The sequence below is a fragment of the Butyricimonas faecalis genome (assembly GCF_003991565.1).
In the GTDB taxonomy this organism is placed as follows: Bacteria; Bacteroidota; Bacteroidia; order Bacteroidales; family Marinifilaceae; genus Butyricimonas; species Butyricimonas faecalis.
The window spans coordinates 753147-771587 of sequence record NZ_CP032819.1; the positions used below are offsets into that span (position 1 = coordinate 753147).

14 protein-coding genes and 1 tRNA gene are annotated in these 18441 nt (G+C 42.6%); 7 read left to right on the forward strand and 8 right to left on the reverse strand.

Features of this window, described 5'->3' with window-relative positions; translation table 11 throughout:
• The 4 genes from D8S85_RS03170 to D8S85_RS03185 form a co-directional block, all read right to left on the reverse strand.
• On the reverse strand, window positions 1-3549 hold the full coding sequence (locus D8S85_RS03170; RefSeq protein WP_172726468.1) for a SusC/RagA family TonB-linked outer membrane protein: 3549 nt from the start codon (window positions 3547-3549) through the stop codon (window positions 1-3).
• A 160-nt stretch (window positions 3550-3709) separates the two neighbouring features.
• The gene (locus D8S85_RS03175; protein ID WP_106624835.1) at window positions 3710-4879 is read right to left on the reverse strand and encodes a FecR family protein; all 1170 of its coding nucleotides are present in this window, start codon (window positions 4877-4879) and stop codon (window positions 3710-3712) included.
• 162 nt (window positions 4880-5041) lie between these two features.
• Entirely contained in the window at window positions 5042-5617 is a 576-nt protein-coding gene (locus tag D8S85_RS03180; RefSeq protein WP_106624836.1) for an RNA polymerase sigma factor, read from the reverse strand.
• Window positions 5618-5737: 120 nt separating this feature from the next.
• Complete coding sequence (locus tag D8S85_RS03185; RefSeq protein WP_228423341.1) at window positions 5738-7027, reverse strand: DUF4261 domain-containing protein; 1290 nt, start codon at window positions 7025-7027, stop codon at window positions 5738-5740.
• A gap of 289 nt (window positions 7028-7316) precedes the next feature.
• Between D8S85_RS03185 and D8S85_RS03190 the strand changes: the two genes are divergently transcribed.
• The 4 genes from D8S85_RS03190 to D8S85_RS03205 all read left to right on the forward strand — a co-directional run bounded on the left by D8S85_RS03190 (window position 7317) and on the right by D8S85_RS03205 (window position 11112).
• Window positions 7317-8003, forward strand: a complete 687-nt coding sequence (locus tag D8S85_RS03190) for a response regulator transcription factor (protein WP_106624837.1) — start codon at window positions 7317-7319, stop codon at window positions 8001-8003.
• Window positions 8000-9268: a sensor histidine kinase gene (locus tag D8S85_RS03195; protein ID WP_106624838.1), complete on the forward strand. Its 1269-nt coding sequence runs from the start codon at window positions 8000-8002 to the stop codon at window positions 9266-9268. Before D8S85_RS03190 ends, D8S85_RS03195 begins: the two co-directional genes overlap by 4 nt.
• A gap of 114 nt (window positions 9269-9382) precedes the next feature.
• Window positions 9383-10207, forward strand: a complete 825-nt coding sequence (locus D8S85_RS03200; protein WP_228423342.1) for a PepSY-like domain-containing protein — start codon at window positions 9383-9385, stop codon at window positions 10205-10207.
• Window positions 10208-10266: 59 nt separating this feature from the next.
• A complete protein-coding gene (locus D8S85_RS03205; RefSeq protein WP_106624839.1) occupies window positions 10267-11112 on the forward strand; it encodes a PepSY-like domain-containing protein in 846 nt (281 codons plus the stop codon).
• A 34-nt stretch (window positions 11113-11146) separates the two neighbouring features.
• Here D8S85_RS03205 and D8S85_RS03210 read toward each other — a convergent pair whose 3' ends face one another.
• Genes D8S85_RS03210 through D8S85_RS03220 form a run of 3 tightly spaced genes read right to left on the reverse strand, consistent with a single transcriptional unit; the run spans window position 11147 to window position 14046 of the window.
• The gene (locus D8S85_RS03210; RefSeq protein WP_106624840.1) at window positions 11147-12328 is read right to left on the reverse strand and encodes a transglutaminase-like domain-containing protein; all 1182 of its coding nucleotides are present in this window, start codon (window positions 12326-12328) and stop codon (window positions 11147-11149) included.
• A gap of 3 nt (window positions 12329-12331) precedes the next feature.
• Window positions 12332-13327, reverse strand: a complete 996-nt coding sequence (locus tag D8S85_RS03215; RefSeq protein WP_106624841.1) for a dihydroorotate dehydrogenase-like protein — start codon at window positions 13325-13327, stop codon at window positions 12332-12334.
• Between the two features lie 38 nt (window positions 13328-13365).
• On the reverse strand, window positions 13366-14046 hold the full coding sequence (locus tag D8S85_RS03220) for a YggS family pyridoxal phosphate-dependent enzyme (protein WP_106624842.1): 681 nt from the start codon (window positions 14044-14046) through the stop codon (window positions 13366-13368).
• A 220-nt stretch (window positions 14047-14266) separates the two neighbouring features.
• Here D8S85_RS03220 and truA point away from each other — a divergent pair, with 220 nt between their 5' ends.
• The 3 genes from truA to D8S85_RS03235 all read left to right on the forward strand — a co-directional run bounded on the left by truA (window position 14267) and on the right by D8S85_RS03235 (window position 16328).
• Window positions 14267-15013: a tRNA pseudouridine(38-40) synthase TruA gene (truA, locus tag D8S85_RS03225; RefSeq protein WP_106624843.1), complete on the forward strand. Its 747-nt coding sequence runs from the start codon at window positions 14267-14269 to the stop codon at window positions 15011-15013.
• A gap of 11 nt (window positions 15014-15024) precedes the next feature.
• Window positions 15025-16179, forward strand: a complete 1155-nt coding sequence (locus tag D8S85_RS03230; protein ID WP_106624844.1) for an Lnb N-terminal periplasmic domain-containing protein — start codon at window positions 15025-15027, stop codon at window positions 16177-16179.
• Window positions 16180-16255: 76 nt separating this feature from the next.
• Window positions 16256-16328 (forward strand) — tRNA-Phe (locus D8S85_RS03235).
• A 183-nt stretch (window positions 16329-16511) separates the two neighbouring features.
• Here the strand turns inward: D8S85_RS03235 and D8S85_RS03240 are convergent.
• A complete protein-coding gene (locus D8S85_RS03240; RefSeq protein WP_172726469.1) occupies window positions 16512-18410 on the reverse strand; it encodes an SUMF1/EgtB/PvdO family nonheme iron enzyme in 1899 nt (632 codons plus the stop codon).
• Window positions 18411-18441: the final 31 nt, after the last annotated feature.

Sequence of the window (18441 nt, forward strand, 5' to 3'; positions counted from 1 at the left end):
TTAAAATGTCACATTTACTCCCACAGAATAAGTTCTTGGCATTGGAATATTAGAATCTCCTGATTCCGGATCCCGCCCTCGCCACTCTTTTGCTTTTATTACAAACAGGTTTGTTACTTGAAAATTCACGGAAAATTCTTGTAACCATAATTTACTTGTAATTTCACCCGGTAGTCTATAATTCAACCCAATACTTCTCAAACGCAAATTATCCGTTTTGGCAACACGCGCATCCGTGTAATCGTACAATTGAGTTGCATAATATACTTTTCCATTCAACACGCTTCTTTTTCTAATTTCTTTGTAAACACGGGAATCATACAACGTTGGAAATATCGTCTTTTTTTCATCTCCCGGTTTTTGCCAGCGATCCTTTAAATCTTTAGGCAAGTTCGTTATTGGATCAAAAACGGAATAATACTCATTCCTATAAATGTTAGGCAATCGATCAACTCCACCCAAAGAATAACTCATATTAACACTTAAACGGAAATTCTTGTATCTAAAATTCAATCCTATACTACCACTTGAAGTCGGATCTTTTGTCCCTGATTCGACCAATGCCAACTCCTCCTCGTACAAAGCATAATTGGGGTAACGAACGCCATCCACTTCCATATAATCCTTACCATCCTTATCATAAAATACCGGATATCCTGTTTCCCCATTTATACCTGCAAAACGATAAGAATAGAACACGCCAAAAGGTTTTCCCTCTATCAACGCCGTACCTGCCAATTTTTCCGCATTCGTAACATCAATTCCGCCATTCGCCTTTACCACTTTATTCTTATTATAAGAATAAATAAAATTAACATTAAATGAATAATTTGTATTCCGAATAGGATAAAATCTTAAATCCAATTCGTAACCGGTATTATTCAACTTTCCTGCATTGATTTTCACATAATCAAGTCCCATAGATTGAGAAACTTGCTTTGGCATAATCATATCAACTCCCACTTTATGATAAAAATCAAATGTCCCTGCAATCAAATCATTAAAAAATGAAAAATCTGCACCCAAATTATAGGAGGTCGTCTTCTCCCAACGCAAATCAGGATTCGGTAAATATTCAAAATAGGATTCGTTCATTCGCGTTGAAGTATTCAACGCACCGACCTGAATCACTAATTCCGGTGAAGTGCTTTTATCTACATTTCCTTGTATCCCGTAAGATGCACGAATAGCAAACAACGACAACACTTTACTCTTCTTTAGAAAAGCTTCTTCCGTCAACGCATAGCGTCCCGCAATGGACCATATCGGTAAAAAACGATATTTGGGATTCTCACCAAATTTATTGGAACCATCCATTCGAATATTTCCATTCAACGTAAATTTATTCCTCCATGTATAAGCAAGCACTCCAGCCCAAGAGACATAATTCACCTGGTTATCTAAAATTTTGGGACTTAATCCAGATAATATTTTTTGATACCCCGAGGTTATCATAGGCGAAATCGATTGACCGCGTTCAGGCATCCAACCATAATATGTTCCGCTGAATCCTTTGGTTCGCGTACTGCGGATTTCTGAAATAAAAGATCCGGAAATTTCATGTTCGCCAAATTGATTCGCATAAGAAAGTTTGTTGCGAACCATATATGAAATTTTTTCGGTTTCCGACTTATTAATAATTCCACCTACCGGAATCTCACTCTGATTCTCTTCTGGAGAATTTGCTTCCAAAGATCCTTTTTTATATTTCCGTTTCAAGGCTACAAAATTCGATTCTTCTGTTGCCCACGAGTCTTGTTTACTTTGCTGATAATTATAAGAACCAGCGAAATCATACATAAAACCATACTTTATACGCCATTGAAAATTCAATTGTCCAATGAGTTCTACAACCTTTCCCTCAGAACCGGTCTGCTGTAATTCATGTACAATATTATACACGATCTCTTCCTTAGGAGCTTCCGCAGAAGAAAGTAATGAATTTTGTCGCGTTTTATAAAAAAACAACGATCCATCCTCGTTATAACAAGGAATTGTACGAGAAGTTTCATATGCATACTTATTAGGATTTACCGAGCTATGAAATCCTCCGTTCTGTCGAACACTTCCGTTTAAACTCAGCCCGAGACGACAACTTTCATTAAGTTTAGAATCCAGTTTCATTAATGCTGTATATCTCTTAGAATCACTCCCTTTGGCTGTTCCAAAATTTTGATCTAGACCGATAGACGTGTAATAACGTGTATCGCGAGACCCTCCACTGAGATTCACCGTATGATTGTGATTAAATACATTACGAAATAATATATCATACCAATCTGTATTATCTTTCGCCATTTTCTTCACTTTACCAACAAATTCGTCGTATGTCATTTCACGATTCATATAACGCATGTACAACCCCTCGTACCCCAAAGCTGTCGGTACTCGTCCATAGGTTATTTTTTTATCAATAATCTCTTGAGATACTTGAATACGTTCCGCAGCATTCATCAAATACAAATCACCATAAGACACTCTCTGATTCCAGGTTATCGAAGAAGAATAACTCAACTGAGCTTTTCCTTCCTTACCCATTTTAGTCGTCAAAACAATCACACCATTGGCCGCTTGAACTCCATATATTGCCGTAGCAGAAGCATCTTTCAAAACCGTTACGGTTTCTATATCTCTAGGATTAATACCAGCAATAGCATTACCTATCAAATAAGCCGCATCATCGCCATCCAATTGGGTATAATCTACATTTACAGGATCTTCCAAAATAACGCCATCTACAACCCAAATTGGAGCCTTGGAAGAAGTAATTGATGATGTTCCTCGAATCCGAATCTTAGGCGTGGCACTAGGTTCTCCCGAAGTTTGTATAATCGCCATTCCCGGGATCTGTCCAATAAGCATTTGATCGATAGATGATTTTGAGTTTAACATCACTTGCTCTGCTTTTACTTGAGACACGGCACTTGCTGTTTCACGACGAGATAGTGTAGTATAGCCAGTCACAACAACCTCATCCATCTCTAACAAATCTTCCTCCAGGGAAACAATCAATTCTCCAATATTTCGATAACTAGAATACGGAATTACCCTAGATTTCATTCCAACAAAAGAAAAAACCAATTCCGCATGTTCCGTCGTATCCGGTATCATAAGAGAAAAACATCCATCGATATTAGTGACTACTCCAACAGAAGTTCCTTTTACGACAACCGTAACACCAGGAATGGGCTTCTTGTCTCGATTATCAACAACTTTTCCCTTCAACATGGCAGATTTTTTTATATTTTTATCCACCTGAGACGAAGTTGCTTTTTTCTGACGGATCACAATAGATGACATTTCAAATTTATATTCGAAAGGCGTATCATCAAACAAAGTTTTTAAAACTGAATTTACGGTTACGTTATTCACGTTCAATGTCACGCTTTTCATCTCCTTTAACTGATCCGCGTTATACACAAAATTCAAGTTCGCTTGCTCTTTAATTTGTTTAAATACGACTTGAATATCGACATTTGTCACGTGAATTGTTACTCTCTGATCTTGGGCAAAAACTAAACATGGCATTCCACACATAAATGTCATCATTATAATCCACCCTTCTAATCGTAGTCTCATTTTTTCAAGACATGAAAATCCCGAAAAAAGAGATAGCTTTCTGATTTTTTTCATAATTTTGTTGATTAATATTAAACACTATGATGCTTCTCGCATCTTTCAAACCGTAAGTTGTTGCAAAACTTACGGTTTATTTTAAATCACTTACCGTGATTATATTTTCTTTTACGTCAAACTTTACAGTAGCCGTCTCCTCTATCAAATGAAGTATATCCGTCACATTAGAAAAACGGGTAATGATTCCCGAGAAATGTTTCTCCTTCACATGCTCATTTTCATAAAACACCTCCATACCATACCAACGACACAAACGATCCATAATCTCCTCGATGGTTTCATCTTGAAATACAAATTCTCCCTTTCTCCAAGCCGTGTAATAATATGTTTCCACATCTTTCACCTCGATCTCTCTCTTTTTCACGTCATATTCAGCCATTTGATTCGGCAACAATATTCGTTCCTTTCCCGTGGAATTCACTCGAATACCGACTTTTCCTTCTACCAACGTAGTTTGAACTCGTCCCCGATAATGTGAATTCACGTTAAAAGAAGTTCCGTACACTTTTACTTCCACATCATCCAACACGACATAAAATGGTTTATTCTCATCTTTTTCCACCTCAAAATAAGCCTCTCCAGATAAAAACACCGTTCGCCGATCTTTTCCAAATGCTACCGGATAACGAATCTCCGTCTCTGAATTCAACCACACCCGTGTCCCATCCGACAATGTCAACGCATATTCCCCCGCACGAGGAACAATCATTTTATTATATACCAACTCTTCGGATTCCTGCTTCTCATAAACCAAGGACTTACTTTCCGCCTTCGCAAAACTTCCTTCAACGCCCGTCTCCACACTCCGGATCGAATCTAGGAAATAAGTCCGTCCGTCATTCAATTCCAAAATAACACGTCCGCTACCGGGTTGTACTCTCTCGGCTACCACCACTTCACCTTTCTCCCCTCTCATACTCAACCACATGCCAATAGCGGCAACCAACGGTAACACAATTGCTGCCGCATACCACATAAACCGCAACGGTTTCCGGTAAATTTTCTTTTCGTTCATTTTCGATGCCTTACGCATCAGTTCTTTCTTTCGAACCTGCAACACCTGTCGATCCACCCCTTCCGCCGGATTCGTCTCGCCTCCCACTCTTGCCCGTTCATAAAAAAAACGATGCTTTTCAGACGCGACCAACCATCTCTCCAATTTTTCCCGCTCTTCCCCGGTTAACTCTTCCCGAAAACTCTTCGAGATAATCTCCCAATCTATATATTCAATTGATTCTTTCATAAATTTCTTGTTGCTCACATGATAAAGACAAACTCCCCTACCAAAATGTTTACAAGAAAATCATCTTTTTATCAAAAAAAGACAAAAAAAAGAAAACAGAAAAAAAACTAGAAAATAAGGCACCATTCGGGCTGAATGTAGTGCCGACAACCGTTTATAAAATCAACGTTCCACGAATAATCGACCTAAAATACCAAGCAATACGATATAATCATAAGTAGAAAAAGCCTGTCTCAACCGTTCCATTCCACGATGTAACTGTACTTTCACGGTATTCTCGTTCATCTTCAAGGCAACGGCAATCTCATTATATTTATACCCCTCCACAAAACGCAATAAACACACCTCTCGACATCGATCCGGTAACTCATCCAGCACTTGTCGGATTTTGGCAAGCAAATCTTCATCTTCTACCATATCAACATTTTGAGACTCAATGTAAGCCTCAACATATTTGCGGTTATTACGATCCTCTATTTGTAAGCTTTTCAAATAATTCAAACAACCGTTACGCACGGAAGTAAAAAGATAGTGTTGGATAGAAGACTTCAATTCCAAACGTTCAGCATTCTCCCATATTTTCAAGAAAACATCCTGCACAATGTCATGTGCCCTATCAGAATCATAAATATATTTTTCAGCGAAAAGATATAACTTCTCGTAATACATATCAAAAAGAGTTGACAAAGCCACCTCATCCCGATGCTTTAATCCCACAAGTATATAATCACTTTCCATGCACAATAATCTCCTGTTCCAAGAGTTTGTCGCACGCAAAGATAACGAATCGCTGACAATATCAAATTTATCTGCCGGATAAATTTACATCAGGAAACACTACAAAACAAATTTAGTAATCTAATAAGCAATCTTAAAACTCATCCCTTCCACGGATACACCTTCTGATCGGACAATTGGCAACTTTTGTTCCTCCGTATTTCCCAAAGTTGCTCCATCATGCAGGACTATGTCTCGATCAATTAAAAAGTAAGCGATTTGAAACATAAGATCATGCAACTCGATCAAATCATGTTTACTTCCCAAAATTTCCATTTCATCCTTACCGAAGGCTTGCATCCCGGACGTATATGCATTATTCCCGGATTCGTCTCTATATACCCCGAAATATATCAAGTTTATCACAGGTAAAAAATTATCATCTTTTTTCATCTCATCTGCGATTTCAATATAAAGATCCGGTTGAAACACGGTCCCGGAAACATAGACTCCGATAGCATTAGGCTGCTTCAAGCAAGTCGCCACGACTTTCACAAATAACTTTCCAGCCTCTACCGGGGACAAATTATAAGCAAGAACGGCCACTAACAAATGAGCTTTGTGAGTTTTTGTCACTTCAACCGCTTCCGGCCACAGATAATTTGCTTCCGCAAAATATTCAGCTTCATTATTCGGAATTCTGTCCGGTACCAAGGTGATGGCAACCACCGTTTCTCCATAATAAAACACCCTGGTCGATCCAACTGTCTTCATCTCCTCATCAAACCCATCCTTCAGGTTTCGATCAGACATGATACCCCACTCTGCCTGCAAATTCGCCAAAACACCATTCATATCAAACTCTACCGAATCCAACAACACTGAACCACAAAATGTCCCGGCTTTATCTTCTCCTCCCTCAGAATCATCGTCATCCTCCCCCACTCCCGTTACCGCAGAAAAGGGCAATCCTTTGGACATATCATCAATCAGCGAAATGAGTTCGTCATCCCCCGGAACTAATGACAATCCTTTTTTAGCAGCCAGTAAAGCCTCTTCCGTTCTCTGGCAGCCATATAGCGTTTTACTATACACCAACCATCCCCACGGATAATTAGCCTCTACTTTCACGGCATTCTCGGCATACGTTAATGCCTCATCCAACCGCATTTGATGCATTAACGCCACAGACAATCGATAATTCCATCCTCCGGTCAATTTTCCCCGATCTTCAATTTTATGCAACCACTCTTCTGCATTTCGGTAAAACCCTTGGTTTATATAAGAATCGGCAATACATAAAACAGCCTCACAATAATATCGTTCGGAAGTTTTTAATTCCGGAAGAACCTTAATAATTGCATTGTAATCCTCCTCCTCTGCCCAATCTCTGATTTGAGTCATTAACTCCTCCATACTAGAATATTCCATATTTCTATCATTTAAATTATTATTCCATTCAAAAAAAAATACCAACCCGCAAATAATCATGATCATAGAAAGTAAGATATCCCTGCATAGAATCCTTTTTCACCCCGGAAGAACACGAACCGATAAGTCGACCGAAGACACGTCTTCATCCTTTATACAACCTCTTTTTGCTTAGCAACAAATATACAGGAATAAATCGAAATACCAACACCGAAGTCCTTAATTTTAAATTTATTCCAGATTCTTTCCAGAATAAATTGCTACTTTTGTTCTACAAAATTTCAATACCATGAAAATATTAATCATTGAAGACGCAAAAGGCTTGCGGGAAGTGATGACCCGATCACTGGAAAAAGAACGCTTTGTAGTGGAAACAGCGGCAGACTATTCTACAGCCCTGCAAAAAATCAATGATTACGACTATGACTGTATCTTACTGGACATCATGCTTCCCGGGGGTAGCGGGCTTTCGATTCTGGAAGAACTGAAGAAATTAAAAAAACGGGAAAGCGTGATCATCGTATCGGCCAAAGATTCCATTGAAGACAAGGTCACGGGACTTGACCTTGGGGCCGATGACTACCTCGCAAAACCATTCCACCTGGCAGAATTACACGCAAGGGTGAAATCCGTGATCCGACGACACCAAACAGATGGAAACACCAAGATCGAAATTGAAAACCTAACCGTTTGTCCCGACAATCACACCGTGTTCATCAATGGAGAAGAGCTAAAACTCAATCGCAAAGAATTTGATTTGCTCTATTATTTTGCCACCAACCCCAATCGACTGATCAACAAAACAACGTTGGCAGAAGCCGTGTGGGGTGACAACATTGACCAAGCCGACAGTCTTGATTTTATCTATTCACAAGTTAAAAACTTACGTAAAAAGATGAAAACCGCCGAAGCCACCCCGGAAATAAAAGCCGTGTACGGGTTCGGGTATAAACTAATCACAACGCCGGAAGCATGAAACTCATCCACCATACCATAAGCAAACTCTCGATCGTGATGATTATTATCCTCACGTTTTGGGCAGGCTTTTTCTTTTATAGCATACTGGATGAAATTCTGGACGAGACGGATGATAGCTTGGAAAACTACAAGCATCTTATTATTCAACAGGTTTTGAGGGATACGGCTGCAATTAATAATAGTAGCGATTTAATGAGTCAATACTTCATAAAAGAAATATCTGAAGAGCAGGCAATTCATTACAAAGAACGATACTTTGACTCGACTCGTTTTTACGAGCTTGAATACGATTTTGATCCTGTACGAGTACTAAAGACAGCTTTTCGGGGAGAGAATAAAAAGTTTTACGAGTTAACCATCATGATCTCAACCCTGGAACAAGACGATATGATAGAGGCAATATTATGGTCTATCGTCATCCTATACGTCGCGCTGCTTATTTGTATACTGATCGTTTCCGAATTTGTTTTCAGAAAAAGTTTGACCCCATTCTATAAACTATTGAATTGGCTGAACCAATTTACCCTGGGCGGGAAGAATCTCCCGTTGGACAACCTCACCAAGATAAAAGAGTTCCGGCAACTAAACGAAACGATACTCAAAATGACCCGGCGAAACGAAGAAATGTATTCCCAACAGAAACAATTCATCGAAAACGCCTCTCACGAACTCCAGACCCCGTTAGCCATTTGTCGAAACAAACTGGAATTACTGGCAGAACGGCCGGATTGCACGGAAGGACAATTAGAAGAAATCGAGGACATCCACCGGAACTTGGGACGTATCGTGAAACTCAACAAATCCCTGTTACTCCTTTCCCGTATCGAGAATGGCCAATTCCACGAGACGAAGAACGTAGAACTAAACCCGGTCATCAAAGAACTCGTGGAAAATTTTCAAGAAATCTACGCGCATAAAAACCTGCACGTAGAAATAGAAGAAAATGCCACTTGCAACGTGCGTATGAATGAATCACTGGCAAACATACTAGTCACGAACCTGTTGAAAAATGCCATGATACACACCCCAAACGAGGGAAGTGTCACCATTCGCGTGCAATCAACCGGCATCACCTTCACCAACAGCACGGACGGAAAAACCTTGGATCCATCCCGCCTTTTCACTCGTTTCTATCAAGCCGACAACAAAAAAAGTGATTCCACTGGGCTAGGATTGGCAATCATTCAGAGCATCGTCCACCTCTACCATTTCCACATCACCTACTCCTTCGACGGCAAACACCGATTTGATTTACGATTTTAGATTTATGATTTACGATTGAAAAAATAAATAGATTCCCAAATCTTTCCCAAATCACCCCTTTACTTTGTTCTCAGAAATTAGAACAAAGAATACAAACATTAAAATTTATATGCTATGAAAACAAGAATGACTATTTTCACTTCCTTATTGTTAGCCGGATTTGCTTTCACAAGCTGTGATGACGATAATGACAACTACACTCCGGGTGAAGAAATCGTGAATGTATTATATGAAAAATACCCGAATGCACAACGTGTTGACTGGGAACTGCAACGCGATCATTACGTGGCAGACTTTCGCGACAATAATATCGAGAAAGAAGCATGGTTTAACACCAAAGGCGAATGGGTAATGACCGAAAGTGACATCCCGTTTGAGGACCTCCCGCAAGCCATACAAACCGCATTTGGCGAGTCGGAGTATAAAGACTGGAGAGTTGATGACGTGGACATGCTGGAAAGAGTTGAAATGGAAACCATGTACGTGATCGAGGTTGAAAAAGGCAAACAGGAATTCGATCTATTCTACGCGGAAGACGGAATTTTAATCAAAGCCATAGAAGATCTTGACAACAATTATCAACCCAACACGGTTCCTGAAGTCTTGAAAAACTTCATCAACAACAAATACCCGCAAGCCACGATCGTGGATATTGAAATCGAAAAGGGCATTACCGAAATCGACATTCTACACGAGAACAAAGCAAAAGAATTACACTTCAATAGTGCCAATGAATGGTTATACACGACTTGGGAGGTTAAAGAAAGAGAAATTCAGGAAATAGCAGACAACGTAAAAGCCGCAAATCCCGGCTTCCACGTTGACGACATTGACTACAAGGAAAGCGCCGACAACAGTAAAGTATACATATTCGAACTGGAACAAGGTGATCACGAGAAATATGTAACAGTTGACATGGAGGGGAATATAGTAGGATAACAAACAAGAAACATTTAAGTTGTCTCGACGTAAAACAAGAATATCTTAAAATAAAAATCATGAAAACGACATTAGTTACCACATTAATCCTACTCACAACCACGCTAGCCTTCAGTAGCTGCAAGGACAACGGCTACACTCCACCCAAAAACGTTGTGAGTGCCTTTAAAGTAAAATACCCCTCGGCCAAACGAGTAGAATGGGAAGTGAAGAACACGTATCAAGTAGCCGAATTCCATATCGGTTTCACGGAAGCCGAGGCTTGGTTTGACAACAACGGTCAATGGGTGATGACAGAAAGTAACGTCAAGTATAGTTCCCTACCCGTGGTCATTCGCAATAGCTTTGAATCCGGAGAATACGGGAAATGGAAAGTAGAAGACGTTGACAAGCTAGAAAGATCCGGCATGGAAACCATCTACATCATCGAGGCTGAACTCGGGGAACAAGAAGTTGCCTTGCATTACTTGGAAAATGGAACGCTGGTAAAAACCCTCATGGACAACGATGGACGGGGATATCAACCGGAGAGCGCACCCCAAGCAGTTCTACAATTCATTCAGCAGAAATACCCGCAGGCCAATATTGTGGAAATCGATCAAGATAAAGGATTACTAAAGATTGACATTATTGATCAACAAATCATGAAAGAAGTCGTGTTCAACCACCAGAATCAATGGGTTGTCACCACTTGGGAAGTTCCACACAACAATGTACCGGCTAATGTGATGAACGTGTTGAAAACTTCTTCTTACGCGAACTACCGGATAGACGACATTGATTATGAAGAAAGAGCTGACGGTTCCCTCGTTTATATCTTTGAAGTCAAACAAGGAAACCGGGAATTCGATGTCACGATAGATGCCAACCATCTCAAGATTATATCTGCAACACCCCAAAATTAAATAAAGGGCGGTTTCGAAAACCGCCCTTTATTTACTACAAATGCAATTTCACTTCTACCGGTTTTTCCTTCACTTTCACCTCTTCTCCTACCCACTTACCGTCTTTATTAAAATAATTCAACGTGTACACTTTATTCTTCTCCACCATAAACTCCAACACGTCATTCATATCCTGTCTCGGTCCGGCAGTACGTCCTCCACCAATTTGGTCTTTACCACAGAAAATATCCACGTTGGTAGCTACGCGATCGTCAGATTTACGCATATTACGTTTATCTTTAAACATCATCACCTTCAAAGGCACGTAATTTCCCCCGGCCAACTGAGATTGATAAACCTCTTGATAAATATCCAGATAACGTTGGGTTACATTGATGGCAGGCACATAATTAATATTAAAATCCCAAACTAACGGGAAACTCTCCCCTGTCGGTTTGAAAGAAGATGCCCAGATCGCGTGCATACGATCCTTTGGATCAGCCTTTCCGGCATCGGCAAGGAACCATGAACGATCGAGTTCATTCGGGTAATACTCCGTGAAATACCATTTACCGTCTAACCACACCTCACACCAGTTATGATTCCCACGGTTATCGTGCCAGCTGGCCGTCCCGGCAATACGGGAAGGAATACCCACCGACCGCAATGCATCCGTCAACAAAATAGACAGACCGCTACAAGAAGCCATTCCCTGACGAATAGACTCTGACGGATTCTGATCCGGTTTCTCGCGAGCCGTATTGTAATCCACTTTCACTTCATCCCGGATATTCTTGTTCACGGCTTTAATTGCCTCCTCCAAAGTCTTGCAATTCTCCACGTAGGGAGCAAATCTCTTGTAGAAATCGGCACGCCATTGATCTCTTTCCTCGTTCAGAGAAGCGTAAGGCAACACGTCATTCAAAAAAATAGAATCCGGCACGCTCTTCGCCCACGCAAAACGGTTACGAGCTTCATACGCCAGTTTCACGTTCGACAACAAATCATCCCCTTTCATCGTTTTCAAATCCCGCTCCGGCATGTAAGAAATCAAGAATGCCACTCCCTCTTTCATTTCCGGTGTAGCACTTTCCAAGGCTTTCGCCAATTCAGGCTGATTCGTTCCCGACGTTTCTAAAGCTTTGTCCAATAAAGCATGGTATTTTTCCGGCACTCCCGGATACTTCGCACATGCAAAGCACATGCAACACAACAACAAGATAAATGTACTTTTCATAAATTAATATTGATTATTACTAAAATATTTCATAAACTGGGCCCTTTCATAAAGATCCGGATTTTCAATAGACGAATAAGAAAGCATTCCCCGATAATCCTCAATCGTTTTGAAAGCTTTCGAATCCATCCATCTCTTGATAAAATTATTCATATCCTCGATCACGTGAATCCCCTTCTCGTAAAGGACAGAACAAACCTGAACTGTCGTAGCCCCTGCCAACAATAACTTCACGACAGCCTCACCACCATGCACCCCCGTGGAAGCAGAGATCTCCAACCTCTTATCCTTCCCGGCCAAAATACCGGTCCATCTCAAAGTGGTCCTCAATTCGGCAGCCGTGCTAAACACCGAAGCGGCCCCCATTTCTAAAGTATTAATATTAATATCCGGCTCGTAAAAACGATTGAATAACGTGGTCGCATCCGCCCCGTAAGCTTTGATTTTATCCACGAAAGCGGTAAGATTCGTGAAATAGTGACTGATCTTAACGGCAACAGGAATCTTCACCTGACTCTTGATGGACTTCACGATCTCGAAATACACGTTCTCCACTTCCGCACTCTCTTTAAACTCGTTTACCGGCAAAATAAAAACATTCAATTCCAAGGCATCTGCCCCCGCTTCTTCCAACTGACGGGCAAACGACACCCATTCACCACCACCAAAACAATTCACGCTGGCAATTACGGGTATCGTTAAACGACTCTTGACATCACGCACCAATTCCACGTACTTCTGTATCGTGTTAGAACGAATATACGCCTTGATATAGTCCTCTGCCTCCGGATAAGCATCACTTATCCCGTAACCCGCTTTGAACACCCCGGAAGTCTCCTCATTAATCTGTTCCTCGAAAATAGATTTTAACACCACGGCTCCCGCGCCCGCTTTCTCCATCTCCACCATCTTCTCCACGTTAGACGTTAAACCGCAACTTCCCGCGATAATCGGACTCCGTAACTCCAGTCCCATGTATGTCGTCTTCAAGTCTGCCATAATGATTTATTTAAATAGTTAATAATGAATCTTTTCAATTACACGTTCGCGTAATTTCTCGCCCCGAAAATCGCACTCCCCACGCGTACCATCGTACTTCCCTCCTCCACGGCAATCCGGTAATCACCGGACATACCCATGGATAGTTCCTTGAATTCCGGGTTTCCCGCGAAATAAGTTGTCTTCAACTCGTCAAAAATCTCTTTCAAGTGATGAAATTCCCGTCTGACCTGTCCTTCGTCATCCGTGTTCGTTGCCATTCCCATCACGCCCACGATCTTCACGTTTTTCATCTGCTTGTAATCGTCACTCTCCAAGAGAACTTTCGCCTCTTCCATATCCAACCCAAACTTCGTTTCCTCGCTGGCAATATGAAATTGCAGCAGACAAGGGATCACCCGATCGTGCTTCTTTCCCTCTTTGTCTATCGTCTCCAGCAATTTCAAACTCTCCACGCCATGAATCAAAGAAACGAAAGAGGCCATATATTTCACTTTATTGGTCTGTAAATGACCGATCATGTGCCATTCTATATCTTTAGGAAGCACCTCGTATTTCTCTGCCAGCTCCTGCACCCGGTTCTCCCCGAACACGCGTTGTCCGGCCTTGTATGCCTCCTCTATCGCCTCCACGGGCTTTGTTTTCGACACGGCGACTAATTTTACTCCATCCGGCAAACTACCGGCAATCTCTTTCAAATTTTCTACAATACTGCTCATTCCTTTTCAACATTTAACATGCCCTTGAAAAACTACGGACTTACAAATATAACGTAAAATCAGTATATAATGTCAGGATACAACCGTTAAAAATTAACGTTTACATCCTTCCGTTACTGGTTTGCAGATCACAAGTTACAAGTTAATTGAATTTTACCCGGGAAAGACATTTCCACTCTCACTGAATTTTGCTAATTTTGAATCCTGAAAAAGCAAAAACATGCACAGGTACTTTATTGAATTAGCATATAACGGAAGCGGATACAACGGTTGGCAGATACAACCCAACGCCCCCTCTGTCCAAGAAACAATCAATCACGCCCTCTCCCTCCTGCTGAAACAGGAAATCAACGTGACCGGGGCCGGACGAACGGACACGGGAGTACACGCCTCATTTTTTGTCGCCCATTTTGAGAGTGATATCGTCATTCCCCACACGAAAGCCTTAGTCGACAAATTGAACCGTTTCCTGGGAAAGAACATCGCGATCAAAGATATTTATGCCGTACTGCCTGACATGCACGCTCGCTTTTCGGCGATATCGCGCACGTACAAATACTACATCGATAAAAACAAAAATCCGTTTACTTACCCGTTCTCCTACCGTCCGCATCCCTTACCCGACATCCGGTTAATGAACGAGGCTTGTGAACGTCTCATGCGTTACGAAGATTTCACCAGTTTCTCCAAATTGCACACGGACGTAAAAACCAACATTTGCCATATCATGGAAGCCAACTGGGAAGAGACGGACGAACAACTGGTATTCACCATCAAGGCCGACCGTTTTCTGCGTAACATGGTACGTGCCATCGTGGGCACCTTGTTGGATGTCGGACAAGGACGTATCACGCTGGAACAATTCCAACAGATCATCGAAAGCAAGGATCGATGCAAGGCAGGGACCTCCGTTCCCGGAAACGCCTTATTTCTTTGCGACATTGAATATCCCCCGTGCAAACTATAATATTGAAACACATGAAAACAAAACTATTCATCCTATCCCTTTTCCTGTTTTTACTCACGGTGAGTACTTCGGCTTCTGTCAAATTGTCCAAAGACGCCACGATCAGCATCTTGACATGTTCCCCGGGTAACGAACTCTACTCGCTGTTCGGACACACGGGCATCCGGGTCGTTGACAAGGCAAACAACATGGATATTGTTTTCAATTACGGGACCTTTGATTTCGACACCCAAGGATTTTACTTCAAATTTGCACGAGGTCTACTCCCCTACCAATTATCATGTTCCGAATTTCGCCGTTTTCTATCCTCCTACATCTATGACAAGCGTAGCGTATACTCCCAGACCTTAAACCTGGATTCCATCCAAAAGCAATACTTAATGGATTTACTCATTGAAAATTATCAACCAGCCAACCGGGAATACCTCTACAACTTCCTATACGACAACTGTTCAACCCGGGTACGGGACATCATAGAGAAAAGCACGGGCAACCAAATCACGTGGATAGCTCAACCTTCCACGAAAAGTTTTTGGAATCTTCTGGACGAATACCTCGGTCGTTCCCCGTGGATTCAATGGGGCATCCACACGATCCTCGGATCTCCCGCAACTTCCACGGCCACCCTCCGGGAACAAATGTTTCTTCCCGATTACCTCATGTATCATTTGGATTCCGCAGCATATAATGGAACCCCACTCGTGCAACCCATAGAGACGGTATACGAAGCCCCGGAACAAGATCTTTCAACTCCCTGGTACTTCTCCCCGTTCTTTGTTTTTGCCATTTGCACGCTTGCACTCGTTTCACTTTTACAAAAAATAAAAAGCCGGCGTTTGCTAAAAGCAATTGCCATCCCATTCTTCGTGGTGACAGGTATTGTTGGATGCCTCATCGTCTTTTTATGTTTCTTCACGAAACATCCCACGATGTTCCCCAACTTCAATGCCTTCTGGGCAAACCCCTTAAACCTCGTTGCCGCCTTCTTCCTCGGGAAACGCACCCTTCCGTGGATCATCAACAAATACCTGTTCATCTACCTCTATCTCTTGATCATCGGCTTTTTGCTATGGTTCTTGTTCGTTCCGGCTGTTCCATACGCTTCCATGGTCATCATCGTATGGATGATATACCTCTGCATCCGTCTTCGACAAAGCGAAAAATAATATTTTTCAATATTCTTTACCTCAACCCTTGCAGATTGAAATAAAACCCCTATATTTGCACTCGCAATTCAGCGATGGTACCATAGCTCAGTTGGTAGAGCAAAGGACTGAAAATCCTTGTGTCCCCGGTTCGATTCCTGGTGGTACCACTGAAAGAGAGAGAGTTACGAAAGTGACTCTCTCTCATTTTATGGTCATTTTTAGGTGTTTTTAGCTTGATGTTTAAACCAGAAATTAATTGTACTTGTAATCAGCAGCTATTTCACTGGTTCCTATAAGTCGTTCTGCGAGCAGGCTGGTTCACATCGCCCGAAATCTATCGACACCCGGAACTATGGGACAACCACCACGCGGAACCCGTAGTGATTAGTAGCATGATCGTGTCTGTCGTTGAACCGGAACGCAGAACGGCAATACTGGGCGTCGAGCCCAAAATTGCCACCGCGCAGCATGCGGTTGTCGCCCGTAGATGGGCCGGTAGGATCGATAACAGAGGTTCCGCCATAATCGGCTGGAACCCCGTCACTGTTATCAAGACACCATTCCAATACATTGCCGTGCATATTGTAAAGACCATAGCTATTGGGGGAATAGCTGCCCACTGCTTGCGTCACACCGGGAAAAGTGCCGGTATCCATAATATCGGCTATCAGACTACTGCCATCCCAGCTCCACGAGTATTTCCAATCAAAGTTGGCAAGGGTATTGTCCAATTTATAACCGTCACCCACACCGAAAGGCAAAGATCCTTTATCGCCGCGACAGGCATATTCCCATTGCGCTTCCGTTGGCAATGAACCACCCACCCATTCCGCGTAGGCTTTTGCCCCGTACCAGGTTACCCATACAACAGGATGATCCTCATAACCCGGTTGAGGTATCCATTTATCCGTATTCCACTTTACGCCCCATTGATTAGTATTGCCTTCATAAACCAAATGCTCTCCGTTATACTCTCCGCCAATCATATTACCGCCTGCACCGGGAATATTAGGATGTTTCAACATCTCACCCTGAATCCCTTTGGCATTCAAAAACTCCACATACTGAGAATTCGTGATCGCGTATTTTGTTATGTAAAAATCTTTGGTCAGGGTAACCCTATGCTGGGTTTCATTAGTACCACGATTAGGCTCGGTAGGAGTCGTATTGAGGCCGGAATTATTTGTATTGTCCAGATTGCTACCGTCGGATGATCCCATCAGGAATGTGCCTTTGGGGATCAAAACCATTTCGGGAAGTTTTATTGCCGTACCTGTATTGTTGTCATTGACCGTCCAGTCGATAATCGTTGGGCTGCCTGCCACGACGATGCCGCTCTTTTGCACCGTCAGCGGATAAACGTAATGGTTGCCCGCCTCGAATTTTTCAGCAGCCGGAATAGCCCAGGTATAAGACTGTCCGCCTACGGTAAAGACCACCGTGCGACCATTGTAAGTGTCAGCCGCCTGCGGGACGAGAATAGCCGAGAAAGTGGCGTCGTAAGTGGCGCTCACCGTTTCCGCTTTCAACGGGGAAAACGTCCGCGCAAGGTTTGTTCCCGTCGTGGGCGTACCATCCTGTAAAGCCAGTTCCGCCGTTACGGGCATACCGCCGAACGCTATCGTCGAAGCTGCAAGCCCCGAAATATCCGCAGAAGTGAGTCCGTTACCCGCCTTTACATTAAGCGTTATCTTGCTCATGGCGTGCGAAAATTCAAGATTCACAGCAGCTTTACTCTTGGCTACATCGGTCTTTTTCGCATACAGTATATCGATAACCGCCGGATCACTTTGGTCGACCACACAAACATTGTACTTGTAATCAGCGGTTATTTCGCCGGCTCCTGTTCCGGTCGTACCGTATGGATAATAAGCGATAAAGTCCACATTGCCCGATTGCGGGTAGTAGATTTCCGCACCTCCGTCGTCCAGCGTCAATGCCCCGGTAGTAATATCGCTTACCTTAAATTTACGGTTCTCCGCTCCGGTGATTCCCGGCAGGTTTCTACCCGCGTCAAGCATAAATATCCCTACTTTATCGTCTTGCACCCACTCATCGCCGCCTGCCGTCGTACGGGTTGTAAACGCATCGGAAGTGCCGCGTAGCCCCGCAGATGTGCCACCTTGTGCAAAAGCCACCCCATCCACTGCGGCGGTAAAGCTCAACGCTACGGGATCGCCACCGTCCGGTTCCTGTCCGTCATCCCGTGAACAGCCCACAAATAGAGCCGCACACAATATTAGCGCCACAGCCGGAATTCCGATCCCCCGTCGCCACTGT